The organism is Leptospira perolatii, from assembly GCF_002811875.1.
Lineage (GTDB): Bacteria > Spirochaetota > Leptospiria > Leptospirales > Leptospiraceae > Leptospira_B > Leptospira_B perolatii.
This window is the reverse complement of record NZ_NPDZ01000011.1, coordinates 12,663-38,654: the sequence shown is the minus strand read 5'-3', so window position 1 is coordinate 38,654 and position 25,992 is coordinate 12,663. Positions and strand designations below refer to the sequence as shown.

26 protein-coding genes are annotated in these 25,992 nt (G+C 42.7%); 10 read left to right on the top strand and 16 right to left on the bottom strand.

The window, feature by feature from the left end:
* Window positions 1-43: 43 nt before the first annotated feature.
* From CH373_RS15060 to CH373_RS15030, 8 genes are all read right to left on the bottom strand, one after another.
* The gene (locus tag CH373_RS15060; protein WP_243393426.1) at window positions 44-670 is read right to left on the bottom strand and encodes a GDSL-type esterase/lipase family protein; all 627 of its coding nucleotides are present in this window, start codon (window positions 668-670) and stop codon (window positions 44-46) included.
* A 132-nt stretch (window positions 671-802) separates the two neighbouring features.
* On the bottom strand, window positions 803-976 hold the full coding sequence (locus CH373_RS18675; RefSeq protein WP_165778848.1) for a hypothetical protein: 174 nt from the start codon (window positions 974-976) through the stop codon (window positions 803-805).
* Window positions 977-1,101: 125 nt separating this feature from the next.
* Window positions 1,102-2,208: a biotin synthase BioB gene (gene bioB, locus CH373_RS15055; RefSeq protein ID WP_100714970.1), complete on the bottom strand. Its 1,107-nt coding sequence runs from the start codon at window positions 2,206-2,208 to the stop codon at window positions 1,102-1,104.
* A 42-nt stretch (window positions 2,209-2,250) separates the two neighbouring features.
* Complete coding sequence (gene bioA / locus CH373_RS15050) at window positions 2,251-3,555, bottom strand: adenosylmethionine--8-amino-7-oxononanoate transaminase (RefSeq protein WP_100714969.1); 1,305 nt, start codon at window positions 3,553-3,555, stop codon at window positions 2,251-2,253.
* A complete protein-coding gene (gene bioD, locus CH373_RS15045) occupies window positions 3,552-4,217 on the bottom strand; it encodes a dethiobiotin synthase (protein ID WP_100714968.1) in 666 nt (221 codons plus the stop codon). Before bioD ends, bioA begins: the two co-directional genes overlap by 4 nt.
* A gap of 1 nt (window position 4,218) precedes the next feature.
* Window positions 4,219-5,361: an aminotransferase class I/II-fold pyridoxal phosphate-dependent enzyme gene (locus tag CH373_RS15040; protein ID WP_100714967.1), complete on the bottom strand. Its 1,143-nt coding sequence runs from the start codon at window positions 5,359-5,361 to the stop codon at window positions 4,219-4,221.
* Between the two features lie 18 nt (window positions 5,362-5,379).
* Window positions 5,380-6,360: a malate dehydrogenase gene (locus tag CH373_RS15035; RefSeq protein ID WP_100714966.1), complete on the bottom strand. Its 981-nt coding sequence runs from the start codon at window positions 6,358-6,360 to the stop codon at window positions 5,380-5,382.
* A 33-nt stretch (window positions 6,361-6,393) separates the two neighbouring features.
* Window positions 6,394-7,464 (bottom strand): DsbA family protein, encoded by a 1,071-nt coding sequence (locus tag CH373_RS15030; protein WP_100714965.1) that lies wholly within the window; start codon window positions 7,462-7,464, stop codon window positions 6,394-6,396.
* Window positions 7,465-7,657: 193 nt separating this feature from the next.
* Here CH373_RS15030 and CH373_RS15025 point away from each other — a divergent pair, with 193 nt between their 5' ends.
* Window positions 7,658-7,990, top strand: a complete 333-nt coding sequence (locus CH373_RS15025) for a hypothetical protein (RefSeq protein ID WP_100714964.1) — start codon at window positions 7,658-7,660, stop codon at window positions 7,988-7,990.
* Between the two features lie 3 nt (window positions 7,991-7,993).
* The gene (locus CH373_RS15020; RefSeq protein WP_100714963.1) at window positions 7,994-8,638 is read left to right on the top strand and encodes a hypothetical protein; all 645 of its coding nucleotides are present in this window, start codon (window positions 7,994-7,996) and stop codon (window positions 8,636-8,638) included.
* A gap of 19 nt (window positions 8,639-8,657) precedes the next feature.
* Here CH373_RS15020 and thrB read toward each other — a convergent pair whose 3' ends face one another.
* Entirely contained in the window at window positions 8,658-9,614 is a 957-nt protein-coding gene (gene thrB / locus CH373_RS15015) for a homoserine kinase (RefSeq protein WP_100714962.1), read from the bottom strand.
* Window positions 9,615-9,753: 139 nt separating this feature from the next.
* On the opposite strand from thrB, the gene CH373_RS15010 reads away from it, so the two are divergent.
* The gene (locus tag CH373_RS15010) at window positions 9,754-11,211 is read left to right on the top strand and encodes a sodium:solute symporter family transporter (protein WP_100714961.1); all 1,458 of its coding nucleotides are present in this window, start codon (window positions 9,754-9,756) and stop codon (window positions 11,209-11,211) included.
* On the opposite strand, the gene CH373_RS15005 is transcribed toward CH373_RS15010, so the two are convergent.
* The 5 genes from CH373_RS15005 to CH373_RS14985 form a co-directional block, all read right to left on the bottom strand.
* Window positions 11,205-11,978 (bottom strand): alpha/beta fold hydrolase, encoded by a 774-nt coding sequence (locus tag CH373_RS15005; RefSeq protein ID WP_207761495.1) that lies wholly within the window; start codon window positions 11,976-11,978, stop codon window positions 11,205-11,207. The two genes, CH373_RS15010 and CH373_RS15005, sit on opposite strands and share 7 nt — an antisense overlap.
* Window positions 11,975-12,967 carry an SH3 domain-containing protein gene (locus CH373_RS15000; protein ID WP_100714959.1) on the bottom strand — a complete coding sequence of 331 codons (993 nt, stop codon included), beginning with the start codon at window positions 12,965-12,967 and terminating at the stop codon, window positions 11,975-11,977. Before CH373_RS15000 ends, CH373_RS15005 begins: the two co-directional genes overlap by 4 nt.
* 2 nt (window positions 12,968-12,969) lie before the next feature.
* The gene (locus tag CH373_RS14995; protein ID WP_100714984.1) at window positions 12,970-14,190 is read right to left on the bottom strand and encodes a pyridoxal phosphate-dependent aminotransferase; all 1,221 of its coding nucleotides are present in this window, start codon (window positions 14,188-14,190) and stop codon (window positions 12,970-12,972) included.
* Between the two features lie 20 nt (window positions 14,191-14,210).
* Entirely contained in the window at window positions 14,211-15,905 is a 1,695-nt protein-coding gene (locus CH373_RS14990) for a DNA repair helicase XPB (protein WP_100714958.1), read from the bottom strand.
* 79 nt (window positions 15,906-15,984) lie between these two features.
* Window positions 15,985-16,998, bottom strand: a complete 1,014-nt coding sequence (locus CH373_RS14985) for an aldose 1-epimerase (RefSeq protein WP_243393425.1) — start codon at window positions 16,996-16,998, stop codon at window positions 15,985-15,987.
* Between the two features lie 101 nt (window positions 16,999-17,099).
* Here CH373_RS14985 and sppA point away from each other — a divergent pair, with 101 nt between their 5' ends.
* The 6 genes from sppA to CH373_RS14955 all read left to right on the top strand — a co-directional run bounded on the left by sppA (window position 17,100) and on the right by CH373_RS14955 (window position 22,852).
* Window positions 17,100-17,990: a signal peptide peptidase SppA gene (gene sppA, locus CH373_RS14980; RefSeq protein ID WP_243393430.1), complete on the top strand. Its 891-nt coding sequence runs from the start codon at window positions 17,100-17,102 to the stop codon at window positions 17,988-17,990.
* Between the two features lie 33 nt (window positions 17,991-18,023).
* A complete protein-coding gene (locus tag CH373_RS14975) occupies window positions 18,024-19,442 on the top strand; it encodes an MBOAT family O-acyltransferase (RefSeq protein WP_100714957.1) in 1,419 nt (472 codons plus the stop codon).
* A gap of 297 nt (window positions 19,443-19,739) precedes the next feature.
* Window positions 19,740-20,165, top strand: a complete 426-nt coding sequence (locus CH373_RS14970) for a hypothetical protein (protein ID WP_243393424.1) — start codon at window positions 19,740-19,742, stop codon at window positions 20,163-20,165.
* Window positions 20,162-21,142, top strand: coding sequence for a PP2C family protein-serine/threonine phosphatase (locus CH373_RS14965; RefSeq protein WP_100714956.1), 981 nt, complete (start codon window positions 20,162-20,164; stop codon window positions 21,140-21,142). Before CH373_RS14970 ends, CH373_RS14965 begins: the two co-directional genes overlap by 4 nt.
* 94 nt (window positions 21,143-21,236) lie before the next feature.
* Window positions 21,237-21,506 (top strand): hypothetical protein, encoded by a 270-nt coding sequence (locus CH373_RS14960; RefSeq protein WP_243393423.1) that lies wholly within the window; start codon window positions 21,237-21,239, stop codon window positions 21,504-21,506.
* Window positions 21,507-21,562: 56 nt separating this feature from the next.
* Window positions 21,563-22,852, top strand: coding sequence for a hypothetical protein (locus CH373_RS14955; RefSeq protein WP_100714954.1), 1,290 nt, complete (start codon window positions 21,563-21,565; stop codon window positions 22,850-22,852).
* Window positions 22,853-22,877: 25 nt separating this feature from the next.
* Here the strand turns inward: CH373_RS14955 and glpK are convergent, their stop codons facing one another.
* Window positions 22,878-24,368: a glycerol kinase GlpK gene (gene glpK / locus CH373_RS14950; protein WP_100714953.1), complete on the bottom strand. Its 1,491-nt coding sequence runs from the start codon at window positions 24,366-24,368 to the stop codon at window positions 22,878-22,880.
* A gap of 65 nt (window positions 24,369-24,433) precedes the next feature.
* A complete protein-coding gene (locus CH373_RS14945) occupies window positions 24,434-25,390 on the bottom strand; it encodes an MBL fold metallo-hydrolase (RefSeq protein ID WP_100714952.1) in 957 nt (318 codons plus the stop codon).
* Between the two features lie 287 nt (window positions 25,391-25,677).
* Here CH373_RS14945 and CH373_RS14940 point away from each other — a divergent pair, with 287 nt between their 5' ends.
* A complete protein-coding gene (locus tag CH373_RS14940; protein ID WP_100714951.1) occupies window positions 25,678-25,992 on the top strand; it encodes an STAS domain-containing protein in 315 nt (104 codons plus the stop codon).

Below are 25,992 nucleotides of genomic sequence, written 5' to 3'. Positions count from 1 at the left end.
TTTTGGGAATTTTCGGAAGGAGAAAAGAAAAGAAGGTACACGATTATTTTAGATAGGGTTTGAGCATTTTTGCCCAGAGCTTGTATGCTTCCTGGTTCACGTGTATTTTATCCACGAAAGCGTATTCCGGACGAATAAAAGGGATATCATTCTGTCTCATCCAAGGCCAAGGGTCTACGAAAGTCACATTCGAAAATTCCCCAGAAAGCCGATACAGTGCAAAATTCACAATAGGAGAGACCGAGTTAATATTTCTATCCCGGACCGGAGGAATTCCCAAAAGAACTAACTTACCCTTGGGTAGTGCCTTGCTTAACTTGGTAACTACGCTTCTGAGGCTTTCTTCCAGATAGTGGAGGCATTTGCCTTCTCGTATATCGTTCCCGCCGATTTCCAAGAGCACTACGCTCGGCTTCAAAGAAAGCACAGTTTCATCCAGCCTGTCCAAAATGAGATCCGCGGTATCACCCCCGATTCCACGATTGACAGCGTCTGGAAATTCTGCAGACAGTATCTCCGGGGGAAAATTCATGATCAGACTATTTCCGACCAGAACAACCCTTGAAGTCTTGATTCTCTCATTTTCTTCGATGTACTTTTGTTTTACAATTTCATAATCTTTTAAATATTTCTGATACCAGGACTCGTTCCTAGAGCCTTTAGAGGCCATACATTCGAAAGAAGGATTGTAATAATCCAGAACTGGTTTAGAGGAAAAGGTAGAACAAGAAAAAAGCGGGCAAAAAAGAAAAAGCAGGTATTTGGTTCTGAAGCTCACCATCGAAAAGTATTCCAAGGATCCTCAGTTATCAGGATCCTTCATATGAAATCTTTTGTGCCAATCTGCAATCTGCGCCTGCAAGTAATCTTCTGTGTCGCAGATTCTGAACTCGATCGGATTATTGGAAACAGTGTCGATCAATTTGGCTTCGATATAGCCGTTCTTCAGCTTATTGATCTCTATTTTATACTTCATCCATAATCTCCGTAATATCCAGGATTTTTATCCCTCCAAGACTTTCAATCTAATCAAAAACTAAGTCGCTCAATTCCGGGAGAGAATTTATTCTTCCCTTTCCGGTTAGGCATATACTGCTTTTATTATGAACTTTTTTCGGATTTTTGTCTTCCGTATTTGTATAATTTCCGAATGTTCTCCGGAGAATACATTGCATTCCCGCCGAGCATAGACTGCCAGTCCACAGCCTCCCCAATTCCGGAGGAAAATTCGGGCACAAATCCGGCATCCAAGATCATCTTTACGGTCTCTAAAGCATCGGATCCCTTTACGTTCAAATATCCAGAAGCAAACAGCGAATTGGCGGCAAATAATGCCATGGATTGGAGCCCTCTTAAGTGGCCTTCCCTGCCCGCAGCGATCCTGATTTCGGAATCCGGATTTACCAATCTAAATACAATGAGGGTTCTGAGGCAAAAATCAGGAGTCAGTTCCTGAGGATTGCGAATTGCATGTCCCGCAACCGGAATGAAGAAATTTACCGGAATCGAGATCACCCGATATGCCTTTAATTCGAATGCTACGTCGACTAAATCGTCCAGACTTTCTCCCATGCCCACGATTAACCCGGAGCACATTCCGATCCCTGCATCAGAAAGATGAGAAATAGTTTCTACCCTTTGCTCATAAGTATGAGATTCACAAATTTCGGGGTAATGGGCTTTAGAAGTGTTCAGATTGTGATTGTATCTGTCCAATCCCGCGCGCTTTAATCGAATTGCTTTTTCCTTGTCTAAGAGTCCTGCAGAAAGACAAACCTTGATTCCAAGTTCTCGGTTGATTCTTTCGATTGTGTTCGCGAGTTTTTCTGTCACCTGAGAGTTCGGACCGGTTCCGGCGGTAACCATGCAAAAACGATAGGCTCCGTTCTCTTTTGCAGATTTTGCCGCCTCGAAAATTTCTTCTTCCGGTTTTAATGAGTACTCTTGTATTTCCGAGCTTCCGCCTTTTCTCTGAGTACAATAGCCACAGTCTTCGGCGCAATGACCATTCTTAATATTATCTAGGATATGAATTCGAACCGACCTGCCGAAATATCTCTCCCTCGCCTGAAATGCTCTATCTAGGCACTCAGTCAGGGAAACCTCGCCGGAGAGTATTCCCAACGCCTCCTCCCTAGTGATTAAACTCGGGACCTCAGACCTGAGTTTTTCGGGCGTTTTGGCGATTGTAGATGTTCCTGGTTCCATACTGCCGATAGCTTCTTTTTCAATGTTCTGGATGGCAATCGTTTATTTCGGTACAGAATATTGACCGAGAGCAATCCTAATCGCTGCGAAAATCCGTTCTAAGGAAGTATCCGAAATCGTATACGGAGGGGTAATGTAAATCACGTTCCCGAGTGGCCTTAAGATCACACCTTGCTCCAGGCAAATCCTTCGAAATTCTTTAGAGAAGGAATAAGAATATCCTGGAGATTCTCTTCCTGTCTCTAGCTCTCCCACCCCAACCGCACCAACCGTTCTTACATTTCTCAGTTTTTCCGGAAAGGAATGCTTTATTCTAGCCCAACCATCTTCTAACTTGGAGGAAAGTTTTTTTACGTCCTCCAGGCGGTTCTCTTCTTCGAATACTTGTATTGAAGCGAGAGCGGCCGCACACCCGAGTGGATTTCCTGTCATGGTATGCCCATGGTAAAAGATTTTGATCGGCTCGTCCGAAACGAATTCTCTGTAGATCTCTTCCCTTACCAGGGTTACGGCGAGTGGTAGCACACCTGCGGTCAATCCCTTGGCAAGAGCGATCATATCCGGTTGGATTCCGGCAGTTTGATATGCAAAATTCTTTCCAGTTCTACCGAATCCCGTAAATACTTCATCTAAGAGAAAAAGCACACCGTACTTAGAGGTAATTTCTCGGAGCCTTTTCAGTACTTCCGGCTTGTGAAACAGCATCCCACCTGCTCCGGCAACGATCGGCTCCATAACCACTCCCACTACTTCACTGGAGTGAGCTGAAAGATATGCCTCTAGTTCGTCCAAACATTCTTCGGAACATGTGGTCGGTTTTTTTCCTAATGGGCAATCGTGGCAGGCCGGAGAAGGAAATTCCTTTGCTTTAAATAAGAGCGATTGAAACACACGATTAAAAATCGAATCTCCACCGACGCTCATCGCTCCTATCGTATCTCCGTGATAAGAACTAGAAAATTTGATGAATACTTTCCTTTTATTCTCTCCCCGGTTTTTAAAATACTGGAGAGCTACTTTCAGCATTATCTCCAATGCGGTGGAGCCGTTATCCGAAAAGATGACCTTGTGAAAATTCCAATCAGTGAATTCCAAGAGTTTATGAGCTAATTCTAATGCAGGCGGATGAGTGAATCCTGCGAGTAAAACATGGTCTAGCTTATTTAACTGTTGTTTGACTGCTTCCACAATTTTGGGGTGATTGTGCCCGTGGATGCTGACCCACCAGGAGGAAATTCCGTCCACATATTCATTTCCGCTTTCGTCATATAGAAATTCGTTTTTCCCCGAAACGACTTTCAAGGGAGGATCGCTTCCTAATTGGGCTGTATAGGGGTGCCAGATCATGGAGATAGTAGTTTTGGTAGAATTTCCTTCAAATCAAATTCGCCCGCGACCTTTTCCAAAAACTCTTGGCGAGAAAGTCTATATTCCGGAAGTAAGAAAGTTCCGAGTAGATTCATTCCCGTAGCGTCCAAGACGGTTTGGATACTGTCGCTTCGAAGTGGATTCTCCGGACCAATAAAGTACACACCCAAGCACTGTATGGAAGCTTTTTTTAATGCTTCAAAAGATAATAATGTATGGTTGATCGTGCCTAACTTGGTAGAAGCGACCAATACGGTTGGTATCTCAGACTGGGAGATCAACTCTAAATTGTAATAAGATTTTTTAAGAGGTACGTATAATCCGCCGGCGGCTTCCACCAGAATTTTTTCGGAGCGGATACTGTACAAATGCCTGGTCAATTCTTCAGTATCAATTTCCACTCCTGCCAAGGTGGAAGCTAACAGAGGTGAGGCGGGAACATCAAAAGTATAATAGTTTTTTAGAAAATACTTTTCGTTCAAGCCTGTCAGGTTCATGACATGAACTCGATCCGAATCCTCGCCGGTTTGAATCGGCTTAAAGTATTTGATTCCCATTTTAGCAGCGTATTTCGCCATAAATAGCGCGCAGAAAAAAGTCTTACCGACATCGGTGCCTGTACCAGTTACAAAAATCGCCAAACTATAACCTGGGAAAATGTTCTATAAAGGATTTCAATTGTTCCGGTGTAATTCCCGCATGAATCGAAACTCTGATCCTGGATTGGGTTACAGTGGGAGGTCGAATCGCTTTGGCCTCGAACCCGGCGTCTAACAGCCGAGATGCGAACAAAAGAGAGTCTTTTTCGGATTGCATAAGAATCGGAACGATCTGAGAATTAGAACTTCCTGTAGAATAACCCCTCTCTCTCAGTTCCCTTCTCAAATCATCAGAATTCCGTTCGATTGTGGATCTTTCAGAATCCATAGACTGAGCTAATCGAATCGCGGTCATTCCTGCATGAGCGATGGCAGGGATGGGAGCCGTAGAAAATACAAAAGTTCTCGCGCAATGCAATAGATACTCTCTAGAACTTTCAGAACACGAAACCAAAGCGCCTTCGAGGCCTAAAGCTTTTCCCAAGGTGGACATTCTAAAATCGATTTGAGAAATCCTTTCTTCAGGCACCTTCATGTGAGAGACTCCGGCTCCTTTCTTTCCCCAGACTCCGATTGAGTGGGCTTCGTCTAAGTATAATAAGGTGCCGTATCTTTCTTTCAGATTTAATAGACCTTCTACGTCCGTTACATCACCGTCCATGCTAAACAGAGATTCGGTCACAATCATTTTGTGTTTGGAGCTGGAATACTTTTTCAATAACTCTTCGAGATGATCGAAATCCTGGTGATGATAGTAGACTTTTTTTGCACCAGAAAGCCTGACCCCGTCCATTAAAGAAGCGTGATTGTTTCTGTCCGCAAATACGACGTAAGACGGATCGCAGATGGAAGAGATCGCGCCTACATTCGCCGTATAACCGTTCGCTAAGAATAGCGATCCTTCGGAGCCTACCCAAGAAGAGAATTCTTCTTCCAATTTTTGGAATATACTTCTATGGCCTCTGACCAGTCTACTTGCTGTGGATCCGGCGCCATACAGATCGATCCCTTCTTTGAGAGATTGTATTATTTCAGGATGCTTGGATAAGCCAAGATAGTCGTTGGAACAAAGATCCAGACCCTGGGGTTCCCTAAGAGTCCGGACTCTATCTTGACTTTCTAAACGAGAAAAGAATGCGGGCAGCTCTTCGTAAAACGGAATCGAACTTGTACTGTTTTCCCGCACTTTTCTTCCAGTGGGATCTTAGAGCATCCCTTTGACTTCGTCTCTTTCCGATTTCAATTCGTCGTGGGTTACTTTGAACTTTTCCTTTGCAAAATCGTTCAATTCTATGCCTTGTACGATCTCTACTTTGGATCCGTCGGATTTTACTGGATAACCGAAGATCAATCCTTTATCCGCTCCATAAGAGCCGTCGGAACAAACTGCTACGCTAAACCAGTCTCCTGCCTTGGTAGGAGTGATGATTTGGCGAACTGTATCTACAACTCCGTTGGCGGCAGAAGCAGCGGAGGAAGCACCTCTTGCTTTGATGATCTCGGCGCCTCTTTGCTGGACATTCTTGATAAAGTCTCCCTTCAGCCAATCGTGATCTTTGATCACATCAGTTGCAGGCAACCCTTGTATTTTTGCACTGTAGAAATCAGGATACTGAGTCGAGGAGTGATTTCCCCAGATTCCAAGATTAGAAACTTCTTTTACAAGTACTCCTGCTTTGGATGCAAGCTGAGACTTGGCTCTGTTCTCGTCGAGTTTTGTCATAGCGAACCAACGATCGGAAGGAATTCCTTTCGCGTTGTTCATCGCAATCAAGCAGTTCGTATTACAAGGATTACCTACGACTAGAATTTTTACATCGCTCGCTGCATTTTTTTCAATAGCCTTGCCCTGGTTCACAAAGATGCCGCCGTTAATTTTTAAGAGATCACCTCTTTCCATTCCCGCTTTACGAGGAACAGAACCGACAAGCAATGCCCAATTGATATCTTTAAACGCCTGGTCTAAATCGGAAGAAACAGATACTTTCTGCAAGAGAGGAAAAGCGCAGTCCTCTAACTCCATGATCACCCCTTTGGCGGATGGAATAGCGGCCTCCAATTCGAGCATTTGGATTTCGACCGGAGTATTTTCCCCGAACATCTGTCCGGATGCAATCCGAAACAAAAGCGCATAACCTATCTGTCCTGCTGCTCCGGTAACTGCGACTTTTACTACTTTACTCATATTAGGCTGACTCCTCTTTTCTATTAAGCTTTTTTAATTCTTCAACTCTTCGTCGATGATTTTTGTGAATGATTCGATCGGCTGTGCACCTTCTACAACGAGTCCGTTGATAAAGAAGGCCGGCGTTCCGTTGACTCCGTATTCCTGGCCATCCGCCATGTCTTGTTCTATTTCGCTCTTTACGCTGCCCTTAGAATCTGCTATGCAACTCTGTAACTGACCTACATTCAAACCGGAGGACTGAGCCAAAGAAATAACTTTCGATTTTTCTAAATTACCTGAATTCTGAAATAGCACCTGGAAAAATTCCCAGTATTTTCCCTGAGGAATCGCACAGTTTGCGGCCATATGCGCGTACATCGCGTTCTGGTGAAAAGAAAGCGGGAAGTCTCTAAACACCCAGCGAATCTTGCCCTGGTATTTCTCTCGCAAAATCTTTGTAACTTCTTGGCTTCGTTTACAATAAGGACATTCAAAATCGGAGAATTCTACAATGGTAACCTTTGCGTCTTCAGGTCCAAGCGAAGGATTTCCTTTTGTGGTTATGTTCAATCTTTCCGCAGGAGGTGGTTCCGGAACATGAATATTGACTTCGTATTTTCCGCGAAGCTGCTGATAGAAGGATTGTTTTTCTTCGTCTTCTTTCATTCTCTTCAGATACATCGCGATTTTTTCCTGAACCTGTCCGTAGGATTTTCCCTTTAGATCCGGAACAGTGGCTTTGTACTGATTGTACGTGTCCATTTTTTCTTGCTCAGAAGGCTCGTATCCCTGTGCAAACTTAGTCAGGTCCTTGACTTCTATCCCTCTCTCTTTTGCTTCAATATCAAGAATTTTTGAACTAGCAAACTGAGAGAACATTCTGTATGCAAGATTGTTGGCTTCGATTATATACTTTCTGTAAACCTCGGGCTTTTCCTTTGCTACATCTCCAAAAGTGTAAACTCGGTACCCGACTGTTAGATTGTATTCTGGATAAAAGAACTTAAATAATGGATACGCTGTGATCCCTATGTATGCGATTAAGATTCCAAGAATTGAGTAAGTGCTCGTATTAAAGCTGGAGAACGGTTTCATCCATTTCGAAGTGCTTTCTTCCGACATAATCTCCTGTCCAAGGGAAAATTCTCCCCACCTACCAATCTAGAAACCTAAGCCACACTGGCAAACGTTTAATTGAGAAAGGAACATAAGCGAAATACTTCATATTGGAAGCATTTGAAAAAAATGTTAAAGCTATAGTTGGAAAACCGATACAAATAAGTAGGGATAGACCTGAAAACGGAGGTTTAGGTTTATGAACGTAAACAGTATTCAAGGCAGTGGGTTTCATCACTTTTCTGCCCGTTGGTCTCCGCCGGAAATCGCGGACAAACAAGAAGCAAGGAAAGATCCCTTGCAGGTTTCCGATTTATCTTTAGCAGTAGAGAAACAACTGCATACAGGTAAATCAAAGCCGAATATAGAAGAGCTTGTAATGAAGCCTTCTCCAGTGACTACGGAAGAAAGATTGAGCCAAGTAATTAGCGCCGAACAAATGAAGAACCTTTTATCTATGATGGTAAGGTCCAAATTTTCCGGCGAACAGAAGCATCAAGTGTCAGGGCATAGATTGGATCAGAAGGGATAATCTTTGACCTTTCCTTTTGCATTAATTTACTCACCCAAAGTCGATTTATTCTTATACTTGCTATTTGCAATTGCAGGTATCGGTTTCCTATTTTTCCTGTATTGGGAGATCGTACGACCTTATTTATTAAAAACAAAACCAGGACAAATGGATCCACCAGACGAAGGCCAAGTATTCAGCCTAGTCATTCCAGAAAGTACCAGATCTTATAAGTTCTCGATAGGTCAGATTTCTGGAGATGTGCGCACCGTCTGCAAAGCGATCCAGGACAACCACTTAGTCTTTCATATCAAAAAAGCAAAAGAAACAGAAGATTATGATATTGAAATAGAGAAGCAAGGCCCTACCCTGATCAAGCCGCCTCGGATGCAGTTCTTTACGAAAATGGAATCCGTAGAGAAATTAGAAAGTCACGAAATCATTGGTTACACCGCCAATTTTCGAATTAGCGATAAAGTAATCAAAGAAAGGATGACTCAGTATTTCGAGATCAGCCTAGGCTCCGAGTTTTTTATGAATCGAATGGGAAAAGAAAGAATGAGGTTCCTATTCACGATCGAAAAAATTCATCCGGGTCTGTCTTATGGCTCCAGGGACAAGAAGGGACTCTATTCTTTCGGAAAAGAAACCGGCAGATCAGAAGATTAAGAAGAAATACAGATCTATACTATATTTTTTTCGGAGTTAATACTGCTCCGACTGTATCTACGGGAATTCTTGCGATCTTGCATTGAATTCCACTCGAACCCGAAAAATCAGCCGCTGCAATTTCTAGCTTTTTAGAAACTTGGATCGAATGCTTCCTTTGACAGTACAAGAGTACAGATGGTCCGCTTCCGGATAAAGAATATCCGATTACTGAGTCCTTCACTTTTTGGATAAATGGATTCAGTAAGAATTCTGAGTTCATCCGATACGGAGTGTGAATCTTATCTTCCAAGGCCCTTTGCAGCAAATTTGGTTTTCCAGAATCTAGGAACTCCCACCAAGTCCCGATTCTGCTCATATTAAAAATTATATCCTCAATCGGATAGGAGTCCGGCAGAATCTTTCTGGAATGGTGAGTGGAAATTTCCAACTTCGGAATTACAAAGTAGCAATGAATCGATTGAGGAAATTTCTTTTTGAAATAGTAGAGTTTTTGATCCGCAAAGTAAGAAAACACGAAGCCGCCGATGAATGCTGGAGTCGTATTGTCCGGATGCCCTTCTAATTGAGCCAAATGGTACAGGAAAGTTCCTTCGTCCGGAACCTTTATCGATGGGAAGTATGTCTGGTGCACAAACCTAGCGGCGCAATATCCCGCGACTACTGCACTCGCACTGGATCCCAACCCTCCCTTCATCGGAAGTTCCAAATCCATTTTTACGGAATAGAATAAGGGAGAAACATTCTCTAGAAATCTTTGAAAATAATCTCTATACGAAAATAGAACCAGATCTTCCTTTTCGGAAAAGGGAGGAGTATCGAATCCTTTTACTGTACTCTTAAATTCGGAAGCATTCCCGAATTCAAAAGTAAATGTATTATAGATCTTGAAAGCAAGTCCAAGCAAATCGAATCCGGGGCCTAGGTTAGCCGAGGTACCTGGGACCTTGATTTGAAGTCTATATTTCGGATTCATGCAAAGATACTGCTAATTCCAGGCGAGTTATCGCCATTCTCATTTTCTATTTGCACCAGTCATTTGCTTTTCGGATCTAAAATGCAGATCCAGGATTTCTTCTTTCCGAGAATCCAACCTAGTTCCAGGATGCTCCCGTATGCAATTTGGTTGGGGAGACGCCCTCATATTATTTTTCTATTTTTCCTTAGTGCTCTATTCCGGATGGAAATCCGGAAAATCCGATTCAGACTCTTCGGAGTTTTTTCTCGCGGGCAAAACCTTATCGTGGATTCCACTTTCTCTATCCATCGTGGCGACCGAAACTTCTGCGCTTACATTTCTTACGGTTCCAGGCATGTCCTTCTCTGGGAATTTCACTTTCCTTCAAGTAGTATTCGGATACATTGTCGGCAGAACAATCGTTTCCTTTTTTCTATTGCCTCTGGTTTATCATCACAATTTTCTCTCTGTTTACGAATGGGTGGGGGCTAAATTCGGAAAGAGTTCCCAAAAGGTCATGTCCGGTTTGTTTTCTTTCACTAGACTTTTGGGAGATGGCGTTCGGCTATTTGCCTCGACATTACCGGTAGCGTTCTTATTACAAGTTGCTTTAGGAAAAATGCTGACCTCTCCCCCATCTGAATACTGGATCGGGGTAGGCACCTTGGTTTTTGTGATGGCAATCACTGCCGTGTATACAATGCAAGGAGGGTTTCGGTCTGTAGTTTGGGTGGATACGGTTCAATACTTTATCTATATCTTCGGAGGTCTGGTCGCACTATTTATACTACTAGGACAAACGGACCAGCTATCAAGCAAACTTTCCGAAGCGATTACTTCAGGAAAACTGAATGTACTAGATTGGAATTTTTCCCACCCTTACTTTTTCTTTTGGGCGGTTATAGGAGGAGCTCTATTGAGTTTAGGAACTCACGGAGCAGACCAAATGTTTGTGCAAAGGGCCTTGGCGGCGAAGAGATTGAAAGACGCACAAAAGGCAATGATAGGCTCTGGTATTGCTGTGTTTGTTCAAATGATCCTGTTCTTAGCAATCGGAACTCTATTATATTTTCGTTATGCAGGACAGGACATACATCAGGACAAAGTATTTTCTAAATTTATCGTCGAGGAGGTTCCAACACCGATTTTGGGCTTGATCCTATCCGGAATACTCGCTTCTACTATGTCGACTCTTTCCAGTTCGATTAACTCTTTGGCTCTCACTGCGAGTGTAGATTTTGGCTGGAATTTTTGGAACAGAAAAGTTTCTACACTCTTCTTTGCACTCTTGCTATTCTTGAGTTCCTTCTTTTTCTTTTCCTTACCCGAGGCATATACAAAAGGTTTGCTGGAACTAGGACTAAAAATCTCTTCGTTTACAGTCGGATCAATGGTAGCTGTATTTTTATTCGAAGTGGTTCCTTTTCTTCGAAAGAGAATTCAAACGAACGATACCGGTCTTTCTATTTCTTTGGCGTCTTCGATTCTCTTGACCGCTAGCATAGGACTAAAAAGCGGATGGGGTTTTACGATTTTGGTTCCGATCGGAATGATTTTGCTTTGGGGATTCGCCTTCTTAACGGGGTTTCTTTTCCCGAGAAAGAGTGTTCATTGATCTAAGATAGAGTCGATTGCGTTTCTGAATTTTTCGGCCTTTGTAAAGTGCATATAATGATCTGCATTTTCAATGCGGATGAATTTTGCATTCGGAAAATACTTTTGTGCGACCGCTTTGTCACCCTCCTGAAAGTATTCAGAAGCGCCTCCTACAATAAAAAAAGCAGGAGCGCTAAAAGGTTTCTTTCCTTCATGAAAAACGGATTCGAACATCCTAGTCGAATTTGCGATTCCTTCTACATTTAGTTTCCATTTGTATCCTCCATCCTCTTTTCTCTCCAAATTCATTTGTAGAAAATTTCGAATAAAAGAATCAGTTACAAATCTAGACATCTCCTGATCGATTTCTTGTCTCGATTTTGCAAGAGACACATCTACTTTCAAAGCGGAAATTTCATTTTGGTAGTTGAATTCATAATTCCTAGGAGCGATATCTTCTATGATAAGTTTGTTCACTCTGGTCGGATAGTCTAACGCAAAAGCCATTGCAACCATTCCTCCCATGGAATGTCCCAAAATTGTACAATTCTCAATCTCTCGATCATTCAAAAATTCTAATACATCTTCCGCGAGTTGGGGTAAACTATGATCCGAAGAATGGGGAGAATCCCCGTGATTTCTTAAGTCCAGAGAATATACATCTCCGTATTTTGTCAGGTATTCCGCTACGCTCACCCAATTCTTGGAAGAACCAAATAGCCCATGTAAGATGAGGATGGTAGTAGCTCCGTCTTTCTTAGGATAAAAACGAAAGGCGAGCTTCACTTGGCTAAGCACTCTTCCTGGAGTACCTTCATATAAGGAAAAAACTTCTTTCCATATCTTGCAGGAAGTTCCTGCAATTTTTTCCTAAAATGAGAAGTCACCTCCTCTTTCGGAAGATTGGAATCACAAATAAATGCATCCTTGTCCTTTTGAATTGCCTGGAGTCTCTTCTCGATTTGGTTTGTGTAGATTCTTGCATAATTTCCATTTGGCTGCAAAAGCACATACTTCAGGCGCCTAGTCTCCTCATCCTTTAGAATGCAAAATGGGTCCTTCTTACACCGAATTTCTGGAGTATGTTTCACCGCTAGATAAGCCGCAAAGTCTCCAGGATTCGTGTTTGGATAAGATTCAGCGATTCTCCAATATGCTTCCGGTCTGACCTTTACTTTGGAACCCTCTTTTTGGTTGGTGATCGAATCCAGCCAAACTCCTTCCTTGACATACACTCCGATTTCTGTGGGAAAATTTCGGAGCAGCTCTTCAAGCTGGGATCCGGATCTAGACCGATGTTCTGGACTCTGCAACTTGTCCAAGTATCTCTGTAGAACTACGAGCCTTCTTGCTTTTAGGAATAGAAACTCGTCACCCTTGTATTCCACACCTTCTTGCATTCTGGTAAGATAGTAAAAGATGGATTCCATTTCAGAAAGAGCTGTATCTTGGTAGAGCAATTTCTCGATTGCCTTGGTCACGATTAAGTAGGAACCTTTGCTTCCTAATCTCTGCACAGAACCAGACTCCACCCAACCTCTGAGTCCGTCCTTATCCGTCAGAAGAAAGTATTTGGAATTCGTTTCCTTTTGGTTTTCGGAGGTAAGAATTTCTCCAAAAGAAAGCTTTCGTAGAACTTCAGAATTCTTTTCCGGAAATAAAGAAAGTGGAGCTAGTACCTTCAGTACGATATAGTCCTTTCGCCCCTCTGCGATTGCAGGGAACGCGCAGAACAAAAGCAGGATCAGAAAGTTCCTGCTTTTGCTTGGAATCATCCCTAACCTCGAGATAGGTCCCTCACCATGTCTGCGATTCTGGAAATTCCCTTTTGAATATCTGCTTCTCCCATTGCGTAAGAGAGTCGGAGCGCATTATCATCTCCGAATGCAATTCCCGGAACCGCGGCTACTTTGTACTGGTCCAGGAGCACAGAGCAGAATAGTTTGCTTTTACTCTTTTCCACGGAAGTAGATTGGTACTTTTTGAAGCCAGGAGTTTCATACACTCCAGTCAAATACGGGAACACATAAAAAGCTCCCTCAGGCAAATTCACAGAAACTCCGGGAATCTCTCTCAGCTTACTTACGATGAGGTTTCTTCTGTTCTCAAAAGCTTTCGCCATTTCGCCGACGCATTTCTGGTCGCCGGTCAGAGCTGCTTCTGCTGCGGCTTGAGAAATCGAAGAAGGATTGGATGTGGACTGACTTTGGATCGTGTCCATGTTTTGGATGATCTCTGTGCTTCCCGCTCCAAATCCAATTCTCCATCCGGTCATAGAGTAGGTTTTAGATACTCCGCTCGCGATAAATGTAAGTTCTTTCAACTCTTTGGAGAGCATTGCAATATTACAAAATTCGAATCCATCGAACACGATCTTCTCGTAAATATCGTCGCTCAGGACCAAGATGTTATGCTTCAGTACTACTTCTGCCAAAGCCTCTAATTCTTTTTTTGTGTAAGCAGATCCGGTAGGGTTCGAAGGAGAATTAATAATGAGTACTCTGGTTTTTTTAGTAATCGCTTTTTCTAATTGTGCAGGAGTGATTTTGAATCCTTGCTCCGGAGTAGTATGAACAATGATAGGAATTCCTTCAGAAAGCCTGACGATATCTACATAGCTCACCCAGTATGGAGCAGGTACAATCACTTCGTCTCCGGGATTCAAGGTCGCCAGAAAGAAATTATAGATTACCTGCTTTCCTCCGGTTCCTACGATGATTTGATTTCTAGTATAATCCAGCCCGTTGTCCCGTTTGAACTTGTTCAGGATTGCGTCTCTTAGTTCTGGTGTTCCGGAAACAGCAGTATATCTAGTTTGCCCTTTATCGATCGCGTTCTTTGCCGCGTCGCGGATATGAACCGGGGTTTCAAAGTCCGGTTCTCCTGCTCCAAAGCTGACGATATCTTCGCCTTTCTTTTTTAATTCGGCCGCTTTGGCGCTAATCGCCAAAGTTTGAGAAGGCTCGATTACATCTAGCCTCCGTGCATTCCATTCCATCATGGGTCCCTCTCTTTTTATTAGGCCCCGACCTTTTCTTCTAATGACTCCGAAAATTGGTCGAGAGTGTATATTTCGTATTCGTAACCTTGCTCGGTTAGGAACAATTGTCTATTTTGTCCGAATCTTTCCTCGTTGGTGTCTCTTGAAATCAAAGAGTAAAAGATCGCAGAGTTATCGGCACCTTTCGGCCTTAGGATTCGACCTAACCTCTGAGCTTCCTCTTGTCTAGAACCGAAAGTCCCGGAGACTTGGATCGCAATATTCGCGTCCGGTAAGTCGATGGAAAAGTTCGCCACCTTACTCACTACCAAAGACTTGATCCTTCCAGAACGGAAAGCATCGTAGAGTTCCTGACGTTCTCCTAGGGGAGTCTTTCCAGTAATTAACGGAATCTTAAACTTTTTCGAAATTTCTTCCAACTGATTGATATATTGGCCGATTACCAGCAAGTGGGAATCTGCGTGCTTTTTCATGATCAGGTCGATCGCTTTCAGTTTCTCAGGGTTCTCGGATGCCAATCTGAACTTCTCGCGGTCGTCCGCGATAGAGTATCTCATCCGCAGATCGTCTTCCATAGAAACTCTGATTTCCTTGCACTTCGCTTCTGCGATCCAAGATTTGCTCTCTAATTCCTTCCAAGGAACGTCGTACTTTTTAGGTCCGATCAAACTGAAGACATCCTCTTCTAATCCGTCCTCTCTCACCAAGGTAGCAGTCAGTCCCAAACGACGTTTAGCCTGTAACTCTGAAGTCATTCTGAAAACTGGAGCAGGCAACAAGTGAACCTCGTCATAGACAATCAAACCCCAATTGTTCGCGCTGAACAAATGAAAGTGCGTAAAATCCCCGCCTTTCTTTTTTCTATGAGTTAGGATATTGTAGGTAGCGATCGTGATCGGTTTGATCTCCTTCACTTCCCCGGAATATTCTCCGATATCCGATTCTGGAATATCAGTCTTATCTAAAATTTCGTTTTTCCATTGGCGAATGGAAAGAGTGTTGGTGACCAAAATCAAGGTTTCTGCACCTACGATCTGCATCACCCCAATCCCGACGATCGTCTTTCCGGCACCGCAAGGGAGTACCACGACTCCGGATCCGCCTTCGTTCCCTCCTCCTGCATGGAATACTTCCACAGAGGCTCTCTGGTAATCTCTCATTCCGAACTTTTTGCCTGACTTGGTATCCGGGCGAAGATTGAATCCGTATTTGTTCCCTTCGTCGTAACCTGCTAGATCCTCGACAGGGAATCCTATCTTAATTAAGGCTTGTTTAATATGTCCACGAAACTCTTTCTTAATATAGATCTTGTCTCCAATCGTATGATCTATATAAGGTTGTACAGCTCTGTGGTTGGAAATTTCTTGCAAAAATCCTTTTTCATTAGAAATGATGCAGAGGTCTCCGTTTTCTTCTTTGACCAGTTTTACTTTTCCGTACCGACCGATCTGTTCTCTGATTTCATTGATTACGTTTTTAGGAACTGAATATCTGGAAAATTTTTCCAGGCATTCAACGATTTCATCCGCGCTCATCTTGATAGATGCTGCGTTCCAAAGCGATAAAGGAGAAATCCGATACGTATGTAAATACTCCGGGCTTTTTTCTAGTTCCGCGAATTTGGAAACGACGAGCTGACACGCTTCGAATTCTGGATTGTCTACTTCCAGAAGCATGGTCTTGTCGCTTTGTACAATTAAAGGTTTACTCATTTGGATGCGGATTCCCCCTGCAAACTTAGACTGAAAAGGGCCCTCTTCTTGTCAAGAAGAAAGCGATTATAAGGACGTTTCAAAGCGATTGCACCATAATCCGGAATTCTCCCGACTTTTCGGAATGACCTTTTAGCTCAATCAGACCTTGTCCGGACATCAACGCATTCCCAGGAGAACTGCAAGGTTCTATCGCCGCAGAGTTACGATCTCTCGGAACGTAGATTTGAAAATAGCAAAGTTGGATCTTCCCTTCCTCCGGCAAACTCATCACAGAGATACTGTATTTCTCTGTTCTATTTTCTAGAATCACTCTTGGATCTTGTCCGAAGAAAAGATGATCCAGATTCTGCAATTCACCAGTCGCGAAAGATTCGATTGGATTTCCTACTGTCGGAATCAGTGGCAACATTTTGTCGTCCAGTTCGATATTCTTATCCATATGTAAATGTATGCGCCAATCTTCTCTGTGTCCCAACAATTGAAAGGTAGGATGATAACCGTACGCAAATCGAATCGACTCCGAGCGAGTATTGAAAAATTTTGTGGTCACGGTCAGTATCGTTCCTTGGCTAGAATCTTCGAGTCTTAGTTCTTCTTGGATCGCTATCGCGGAGATTGGATTTTCTTCCCAAATTTCCGGAAAGATAACTCTAAATTCGGCGGAACTTCCCGCATTTTCTCCGGACAAAACTTTTCTAGGTAAGGAATGCACCAATCCGTGCAATGGAAATCCGTGAGAATCTCGAACTGCGTTAGAAAGGTCTACATCTTTTCCATTCCAGACCAAGGTTTCCGAAGAGTGTCGATTCACCCAAGGGTACATCAAAAAACTTCCAAACCCAAAGCTTGAATCCCCTGGCAAAGCAGTGTGTAAGACTCCGAACATTTTTTTGCTCCTGGGATGTACCCAGTCCCAATTTGTCCACCTGGTTCCATCAGTGGTCAGCTTGGAAGAAGAAGTCCGCAAGGTGAGCATCGCGCAAAAGGCTGAGGAGAATCCGTTCCACGGAAAGTAAAAAACGGTTTTGCCCGCAATTTTTAGAAACCCTTTTCCCTGGGAAAGGAATTGAACCTTCTCACTGTTTTCCAAGAATGGCCTTCTCGAGGTTAGCAATGAAGATCCTTCCTCTTTTTCTCAGAAGTTTTTGTGGGTTAGTCTTGGTTTTATTTGGAATCGGGTGCGGCTCACTGATGACCGCAAGACCTCCTATCCCTTATCAAAGGGTTTTAAAAAGCGGTTCTTCGGATAAGATTCTCATTATCCCGATCGACGGACCGATTACGGATGAATCTAGAGAGGGAAACTTCTTTATGGAAGGAAAGGATTCCATTTTAGCCGGCCTAAAGCTACAGCTAGAATTGGCAACCGAGGATCCGGATATCAAAGCAGTTCTGTTAAAAATCAACTCCCCTGGAGGAACGGTTACCTCTAGCGATATACTTTATAGAGAACTAATGGAATTTAAAAAAAAGAAAAAGGTTCCTGTAAGCGCTTTGTTTATGGATATGGCGGCTTCCGGAGCCTACTATATCGCGATGTCCTCTGACTATATCGTAGTACATCCTACAAGTGTCACCGGTTCCATCGGCGTAATCATGCAAGGGATCAACTTGAAAGAGGGTTTGGAAAAACTCGGAATCAAGGACCAATCGATTCGATCCGGTGATAATAAAGCGATCGGATCTCCTTTGCAGGATCTCACTCCTGAGCAGAGAAAGTTGCTACAAGGAATCGTGGACAGTTTATATGAAAGATTCTTTGAAGTCGTAAAGAATGGCAGACCCAAACTCAAAGAAGCTGATCTGAGAAAACTCGCCGATGGCAGGATCTATACTGCGACACAAGCGGTCAAAAATGGTCTAGTCGATAGTATGGGCTATTTTGAAGACGCGGTAAAAGCAACTGTCAAGTTACCCGGTTATTCGGGTTCCGCCGAACCTCAATTGATCTACTATTCGTATTCCAGAAGACCTGGTACGATTTATCATGTGCAGGCAAATGCGGGAGAGGCTCCTACCCTAATGGACACGATGGGCTTAGGAAAACATAAATTTCAGTTTTTGTATTTGTTTGCACCTTGAGGTAGAACCTAGGTTTTGCCTTTTCTATAAAAAATGTTATTTAATTCCATCCCATACTTAGGGCTTTTCATTGCCACGTTTCTAATCTATTGGTCGATTCCACAAAGGCTTAGAAAACGTTTACTTCTATTTTCTTCATTTCTATTCTATTTCTATTCCGGTCTGGCATTCACTGTTCATTTTCTCGCCGTCATTGCAGTGAACTATGTATTCTCCCTAAAACTTTGGAAAAAGAAATCCTCAGGTGAGTCTACTCTGAGCACACTCGGGTGGATTATACTTCTCAACTTTATCAATCTGGCCTTATTCAAATATTTCTACTTTTTCTTGGATACTCTGGATGCAATCACCGGCTCGACCCAATTCTTTACATTCGGAAAAGGCATTCACATCCCGCTTCCTCTAGCGATCAGCTTTTATACTTTTCAGTTGATCGCTCTTCAGGTGGATATCCATCGGAATCTGGTTCCAGAGCGAATCTCAGCACTGGATTACTTTTTATTTATATTATTTTTTCCTCAATTAATCGCCGGCCCGATTATGAGGACGACTGATTTTCTCCCCAAGCTGGATCATCCTGCGATCGACTTTGATAGAGTGAAATGGGGAATTTTTCTGATTCTATCCGGATTATTTAAAAAAGTAGTCATCGCGGATAATATTGCAGGGATCGTGTCTCCTATCTATCTGCATCCGAGCGACTACAATGGATTCGGTCTCTATCTTGTGATGTTCGGTTTTGCGAGTCAAGTGTACTGCGACTTTTCCGGGTATACGGATATAGCAAGGGGATCTGCCTTTCTTTTAGGTTACGATATTCCGGAAAACTTCCGAGGACCGTTCCTCTCCCCGTCCTTTCGAGAATTTTGGGGAAGATGGCATGTAACACTTTCTACTTGGCTCAAGGATTATCTCTATATTCCCCTTGGAGGAAGCAGGGCCGGATTCTGGAGAGCCCAATGGAACTCACTTCTCACGATGACCTTAGGGGGCTTGTGGCACGGAGCAAACTTTGGCTACCTACTCTGGGGATTTTTCCTCGGGATTGTGTTGGCAACAGAGAGAATCATTTCTCCGGCAAATCCAAAAGACGAGCCTGATCCGAAAGGATGGGTTCGATTTCTTAAGGTGGCCCTTACGGTTCACTTATTTGCGATGTCTGGAATTTTCTTCCGGTGTGCTTCTGCAGGTGGAGCGTCCCTGGCCAAGACCTGGGATTATTTCCTTGGACTCACGAACCTTTTTTCGGGAAAAGCGTTACTCAGGTGGGAAGAATTGCTGCTTTTTGTCATTTTGGCCTTTTTCTGGAATGCAGTTCAGTATTATTCTTTTATAAAAGAAAAAATTAAAGCTCAGTTTTCCTGGCTGCTGCCTGTTTTCTCTATTATAATATTATTATTACTTGGGATATTTGGAGACGGCGGAGGAGAATTTATATACTTTCAGTTCTGATCTCCTTCGATTTTCCACCAAAGATTCGATTTTGGGATGAACGCCCTTAGTCAAAGTTATGCGTAATAGCCAGTGCATTAAGTTTTCTTTAATCCGATGATATTCTGTCGCACAACTTTCGTTTACCTTAGCATAGTCATTATAACTCTGCTCCTTTACGATTGCTTTCCTCCATACTGGATCAGAGAACTGCCAAAAGAGCCTCAGACGGCAAAAAATGCATATTTATCAGGAACTTTTCAAAAAAATCTACCGCCCTTATCACCATTAACATCCGTAAATTATAAAGAAACACATTTGGAAAAAATAAAGTTTAATCCTGTGGAAAATACTTTCGTAAAAACTTATGTTAGAGAAGTGATTGATGGAAATAAATTCCGTCGAATCAATCTGGAAGGGCGAGGTTCTTACGAGGTACAAGGGAACTGGATATTGTTATCCACTTCCGAGATAGAAACCACTGAAGAGAATTGGAAATTTGGAGAAACTTCCAAATTTTCTACCAAAACGATGAAATCATCATCACATCGACTGCTTTACCACTTTGACCCGCTTTCTGATTCTATTATACCGATGCTCTATGAAACCGGTTACGATGAAAAACCGTTCGGAGTGGTTGAAGGGACCAGAATTCCTTATTCAGAAAACGAAGCTTTTCAAATTTCCCGAAAAAACTATGCGTCAAAGGAATATCAAAGTCACGTCTACACAAGGATTAGATGAGAACTTCGTTTACGATTCAGCAATATCTAAAGGGTGCTTGGCCGATAATTCTCGTGCTGAATTCCTCACTGTTCATTTTTCTCATTCTGAGTTTGAGTTTTTATAAACTTCTAATTCCGATTCCATTATTCTTACTTATCTTTACGGCATTTTCTCTTTTCTTAAATTACGTTGCTTTCATACTCTATCTTACTGAAAAGATACTTCCGAAAGAACAGGAGTACGGAAAACTCATCAAACGATTTCGGAAAGGCGACAATAGGATGCAACATTATGTTCTTCCTCTTGATTTCAAGGACGAAAACTACGAGGTACTAGGAAGGTCCCTGACCTACAATCCGATCGGTGGCGATTTTTATAATTTTGTAAAGGACCGAGGTGGTAACTATTGGTTCGGCATCGGCGATACTTCAGGACACGGCTATGTGGCCGGCCTTTTTAGTATGATGGTCCTCAACCAAATGTCTCACTGGATCCACATGAAGGACAGCCCTGAACAAGTAATCGATAGTATTATTCAAAATCTGGAGACTAGGACCGAGTCCTTTTCGAGCTTTCCTAGAAGCCTCTACGCTACTTTCTTACTTATGAAAGCAGACTCAAACGGTAATTTTTTGCACTCTGGAATTCATCCTAGTTCTGTTTTGTATCGATTCCAAAAAAATCAGAACGAAATTTTGGAAACCGACGGCAAATTCTTGTCAACAGTCATGAATCCTCCGAGCAAAAAACCATCACCTCCTCAACCTTTCAAAATGGATAAGGGAGATATTCTGTTTTGCTTTACGGACGGCTTATTTGAGCAAAAGAACCGGATGATGAACAAATATTATGGGGAAAATCTATATAAGTTTTTGGAAAAAACTCCCAAGAAGAATCTGAAGAAACTCGTAGATAGATTGTTTGAAGAAATCGCAGAGTATGCCGGAGGCAGAATTCAGGATGATATGAGCATCCTGGTCATCCGAAAACTTTGATTTTCGAACCGCATTTCTTTTTCTTCTGTGTTTTCCCGTTGAAGAAAAGCCATCCGAAAATAGAATTATAGAAATGGATCATTCGGAATCCGCCATGAAATTGGCTGTTAGAATCTCTTGGAACGAAAGGGACGCCAGAAAAGTACTTCGAGTCATAGCGGACGCAGTCTTAGTGACCGGACTTACCGAAATCGAAATATTGGATTTTTTGCCTCACGGCCTCGAGGAGGAAATACTAGAACTAAAAGAAAACTATGATTGGCCGAAATTCAAGAAGCAGTTAATCGGAAAGCTTTCCAAAAAGGATCATAGCTCTCCGGCCTTATCTATTCTACACCCGGACCTGGCGGAAGAGCCGGATTAAGTTAAAAACTCCGATCCGTTTTTTTGCGGCGGATTCAAATACTTGGAGCTGGTTCCATGATTCACATTGAGGGATCAAACTACCATTTCTTTCTATGCACTCCGGACTCGGTAGCCCGAGTCAAAACCACTCAATCTCCATTTTATGATTTTGATCCGAATCAAATCGAGGAACTCCCCTATCTCTATTCGCAACCCAGCATGATTCCTAAGTTTCTATATAAGCTGGAATACTCGCGCAGAACTTACGAATCCGAACCAATGCATAGCCCTGCGTACATTTCTTACAAAAACGGAAATCTATCTCTTGAAGAAACTAGATTTCCAGAAGGCACAAGAGAGTTGTCGGGTGGAAAGCTGTACTTGATCAAAAAGCATCCTTATTCACCGATCGGAAAAATTCCGATCTATCTTTTAACAGCGCCTTCTCACTCGACTCAGATCGGGCCCATACAAACTGGAAAGTTTACTCTAGTCAGATTGGATCGAACCAGACAGATTTCAACTCGCTATCTATCTCTCAGGGATATAGTGAATCCGGAACTGGACGAGAAATCTGTTTCGAAAAAGATCGAAGAATTGTACTTTGACAAAGAAAGCAAAAGTTACCTGTTTCGCTTAGTAAAAATATTATACGCGGGAACTCCTGCAGAAGAGCAAACGATCGTATCAAACCTGTTCAGCAAAGAACCCGAATTCGCTTCCTTTTTGAGGGATAAGATTTTTACGATAGAAATTCTTCCCTTAATTCACGGACCCTTTTTGAATTCGATCTTGAACATCATGGACGAAAGACTTTTAAAGTTTTCGATCGCGAGGCTTTCCAGTCCCGTAAAAAGGATGGTCGAGAAGAACGTTTCCAAAAACAAGTGGAAGTCCATTCAGTCTAGCCCGGCCAAAAAACCAGATCCTGGAGAATCGTTTGAGGAAATCGTAGAAAAGGAAATCTTCAGAAGATTTTCCCGGAAAATCTATTATGAAGAAGGAATCTTTCCAGTATATGCGATCGCTCGCAACGAGGAGCAAATTTCTCTAGGAACCAGAAAGGAAGTGCATTTTCAAACGATTCCTGCAGAAAAATATAATCTAAACCTGGTCGGCCACGGAATCGAATTGTTCGCGGTCACCCAAGAGAAAATTCTATTCAGGGTCGGCCAGTCTCTAGAAGTTTTTAGAGCGGACCTTTTAATTTCCAAAAGAGAGAGAGATTCAGTAGAATATTATAAAATTCCGGAGAACTCTATACTGGAAATTCCGCGCTACGACCAAACAAAATTGGTCGTAGGTGGTGGAATTGGAGCAGACAGAAAGCCTGTGGAGTTTTCGCTTCTTTCTTATAACTATTAGAAAATCCGCAATCACTCGGAAAGAATCAACCTTCGGTTAAGATCCTTTTCACAGCGGACTTCCAGACTTTGATTTCCTTTTCTCTGGTGGCTTGGTTCATGTTCGGTGTGAATTCTTTACTTACCTTTAGCTTTTTCTTTAAGTCGGCAACCGAAGAATAGAATCCTCTTTCCAGACCGGCGAGATAAGCAGCACCTAACACAGTAGTGTCCACGTTCGATGGACGGACCACTTTCTTTCCAAGAATATCTGCTTGGTATTGCATAAGCCAGTTATTGGAAGTCGCACCTCCATCCACTTTCAAAAGTTTTAATTTGGATCCCGTGTCGTTCTCCATCGCCTCTACTAGTTCGTAGGATTGTAAGGCGATAGATTTGAGTGCTGCCCGAGTAATTTGCTCTTGAGTCGTATCTCTAGTCAGACCTAAGATAGCACCTCTAGCGTTCATGTCCCAATAAGGAGCTCCTAAACCCGAGAATGCCGGAACAAAAACAACATCATCCTCTTTCTTGACGGAAGAAGCCAGCTTCTCAGAGAGCTTAGATTCTTTAAAAAATCTTAAATTGTCTCGTAGGTACTGTACTACAGCGCCTCCGATAAATATGGAACCTTCCAGACAATACACCGTTTTACCTTCCGGACCGCAGGCCAGAGTGGTGATCAGATTGTTCTTGGAGATCTGCATTTTATTTCCGGTATTGAATAGCAGAAAGCAACCTGTGCCATAGGTATTCTTTGCTTCTCCGGGTTCCGTGCAAAGCTGTCCGAATAATGCACCCTGTTGGTCCCCGACTAGGGAAGAAATCGGAATCCCATCCGGCAATCCTTTGACACCTTCTGTGCGACCAAATAGATTGCTGGAATTGTGTGCTTCTGGGAGGGCTGCCTCGGGTATGTCGAGTATCTTTAAGAGTTCCTTATCCCAGTCCTTTTTTTCGATATTGTAGATCAAGGTACGACTTGCATTCGTATGATCCGTTTTATGAGTCTTTCCATTTGTTAAACGAAATAACAAATAGGTATCTATCGTTCCAAAGAGAACTTTTCCCTTTTCTGCTTTCGCTCTTACGCCCTTTACGTTCTCTAGGATCCAGCGAATTTTAGTTCCGCTGAAGTACGCATCCATTACAAGTCCTGTCTTATTTCTAAAAACAGGTTCCAATCCTTCTTTTTTTAAACTAGTGCAATACTCGGAGGTACGTCTGCATTGCCATACGATCGCGTTATAGACGGGCTTCCCGGTATCTTTTTCGAAGAGTACGGTGGTTTCTCTTTGGTTTGTGATTCCGATGGCAACTGCCTTCTCCGGTTTCAGCTTTCCGATACGGATCGCTTTTAGAATTAATTTTTCGGTCTTGGACCAAATCTCTTCCGGATCGTGTTCCACCCATCCAGGCTTTGGATAGTATTGTTTGAATTCTGAATACGCGCTGGAAATCACTCCACCCGCTTTATTGAAACAATACGTACGAATTCCAGTCGTACCGGCATCGATCCCGATGATATATTCGCTCATACAGATTTCTCCGTCTATTTTCAGTTTGTCGAAAGAGCTGGACCCTAAACCGGATCCTAGAAGAGTTAAACTTGGATTTCTAGTCCTTCTCTGGCCATAATAATTTCAAGTTGGTTGTCCGGGTCGAACATTTCTTTGTATTTGATGGCCCGTAAATACACTGCGTCCAACTTTTCGTCATCATAGGAAGGATCATGGTGGAACATTACAAGTTTTTTAACATTTGCTCGGAGCGCGATGTCTGTCGCCATGGAAGCCGTGCTGTGTCCCCAGTCGATCTTTTGCAAAGATTCCTCAAAAGTGTACTGTGTATCGAACACCAATAAATCTGCTCCGCGGAAATAATTCAGATAGTCCTCGATATTTTCCATCTCATCCAGGTTGAACTCAGCATCGGAAGCGAAGATCAATGACTTACCGTCTTCTTCAAATCGATACGAAAAACTTCCACCGGGGTGACGGACCGCTTTAGAAATCGCAGTGATCGAGTCGGTTACTCTAAAAGCCCTGCCTTCTGGCACGTGCTTAAATGTTTTTTCTGCCCGGAAGCCTTCAAACGGAACCGGAAAGTGTGTAAATGTATGCTGGTATCTCAATCTCTGCTCCAGATTCTCCACGGAGCTAAGCATTTCGAATTTGTTTCCCGGAGTATACAATGGGATAAAGAAAGGAATTCCTTGGATATGGTCCCAATGCGTGTGAGTGAAAATCCAGACCGCGCTTCCCTGCCCCTGCAAATAGCCTTCGTGCAGGATAGAATTTCCAAGCTCTCTTAGACCTGTACCGCCATCCACAATGACTAAATGGTCTTCCTTGTCCCGAATCTCGATACAGGTAGTATTTCCCCCGTACGTACTCCAGTTAGAAAGCGCCAAGGAATCCAGGAAATCTTCGATCGCTTCCGGACTTTGCAAATCGGAAGGAGAAGCTAGACTTAGAATCTTAAGAATTTTAGATCTTATTAAATCTCCTTTGACGGGAGAAGAAATAGAACCTCGAACACCCCAGAACTTAATTCGCATAGGTATTCCTTCTATCGGCAGTTTTTTTAGAGAAGGACATCGTAAAATGACTCCAGACAATTCTTACATATGCCTAGAATTTTCCAGCCATTTCCGAAAGTTTGCAATTGGGATTTCCAAGGGTTACCTTTTAAAAAAGAGTTTACCTAAGAGTTCCTTACATTTAACTTTTTAGGGGGTTTTTGGCCAAAATTCTGGCTAAATTTTTCCCTCTTGCGATAAATAAGAAGTAGTGAATCAACCCCTAAGACTGTCATATAAAAGCATACATTTGGAGCCGATACCTATTGGAAGGATTTCAGACAGAAGTGGCCTTAGAAGACGGAGCATGTATAGTTCGAATTCAGGGAAATGTAAGCCTAAAAAATGCGTTTGCATTGAAGGAGCTTATCATTCGTTATTTCGACCAAGGTCATAAGAATATCATTCTAGACTTTGAAGGAGATGTGTATTTAGACTCTTCTGGAATTGGCGCAATCTTTAATACCCAAAAGTACGTTACGGAAAGGCACGGAAGCCTAAAACTCAGAAACCTAAGCAGAGACGTAATGACGATTCTTAGAATCGCGAATCTAGACAAGCATCTAGACATCATCAGCTAG

What these genes read in the sequence shown, in the direction of transcription:
- CH373_RS14995 (WP_100714984.1), bottom strand. Translation starts at nt 14,190, where the DNA reads ATGGAATGGAATGCACGGAGGCTAGATGTAATCGAGCCTTCTCAAACT.
- CH373_RS15025 (WP_100714964.1), top strand. Translation starts at nt 7,658, where the DNA reads ATGAACGTAAACAGTATTCAAGGCAGTGGGTTTCATCACTTTTCTGCC.
- sppA (WP_243393430.1), top strand. Translation starts at nt 17,100, where the DNA reads ATGACCGCAAGACCTCCTATCCCTTATCAAAGGGTTTTAAAAAGCGGT.
- CH373_RS15010 (WP_100714961.1), top strand. Translation starts at nt 9,754, where the DNA reads ATGCAATTTGGTTGGGGAGACGCCCTCATATTATTTTTCTATTTTTCC.
- CH373_RS14960 (WP_243393423.1), top strand. Translation starts at nt 21,237, where the DNA reads ATGAAATTGGCTGTTAGAATCTCTTGGAACGAAAGGGACGCCAGAAAA.
- bioA (WP_100714969.1), bottom strand. Translation starts at nt 3,555, where the DNA reads ATGATCTGGCACCCCTATACAGCCCAATTAGGAAGCGATCCTCCCTTG.
- glpK (WP_100714953.1), bottom strand. Translation starts at nt 24,368, where the DNA reads ATGAGCGAATATATCATCGGGATCGATGCCGGTACGACTGGAATTCGT.
- thrB (WP_100714962.1), bottom strand. Translation starts at nt 9,614, where the DNA reads ATGAATCCGAAATATAGACTTCAAATCAAGGTCCCAGGTACCTCGGCT.
- CH373_RS14975 (WP_100714957.1), top strand. Translation starts at nt 18,024, where the DNA reads ATGTTATTTAATTCCATCCCATACTTAGGGCTTTTCATTGCCACGTTT.
- CH373_RS18675 (WP_165778848.1), bottom strand. Translation starts at nt 976, where the DNA reads ATGAAGTATAAAATAGAGATCAATAAGCTGAAGAACGGCTATATCGAA.
- CH373_RS15060 (WP_243393426.1), bottom strand. Translation starts at nt 670, where the DNA reads ATGGCCTCTAAAGGCTCTAGGAACGAGTCCTGGTATCAGAAATATTTA.
- CH373_RS14990 (WP_100714958.1), bottom strand. Translation starts at nt 15,905, where the DNA reads ATGAGTAAACCTTTAATTGTACAAAGCGACAAGACCATGCTTCTGGAA.
- CH373_RS15000 (WP_100714959.1), bottom strand. Translation starts at nt 12,967, where the DNA reads ATGATTCCAAGCAAAAGCAGGAACTTTCTGATCCTGCTTTTGTTCTGC.
- CH373_RS15035 (WP_100714966.1), bottom strand. Translation starts at nt 6,360, where the DNA reads ATGAGTAAAGTAGTAAAAGTCGCAGTTACCGGAGCAGCAGGACAGATA.
- CH373_RS14945 (WP_100714952.1), bottom strand. Translation starts at nt 25,390, where the DNA reads ATGCGAATTAAGTTCTGGGGTGTTCGAGGTTCTATTTCTTCTCCCGTC.
- CH373_RS15030 (WP_100714965.1), bottom strand. Translation starts at nt 7,464, where the DNA reads ATGTCGGAAGAAAGCACTTCGAAATGGATGAAACCGTTCTCCAGCTTT.
- bioB (WP_100714970.1), bottom strand. Translation starts at nt 2,208, where the DNA reads ATGGAACCAGGAACATCTACAATCGCCAAAACGCCCGAAAAACTCAGG.
- CH373_RS14955 (WP_100714954.1), top strand. Translation starts at nt 21,563, where the DNA reads ATGATTCACATTGAGGGATCAAACTACCATTTCTTTCTATGCACTCCG.
- CH373_RS14965 (WP_100714956.1), top strand. Translation starts at nt 20,162, where the DNA reads ATGAGAACTTCGTTTACGATTCAGCAATATCTAAAGGGTGCTTGGCCG.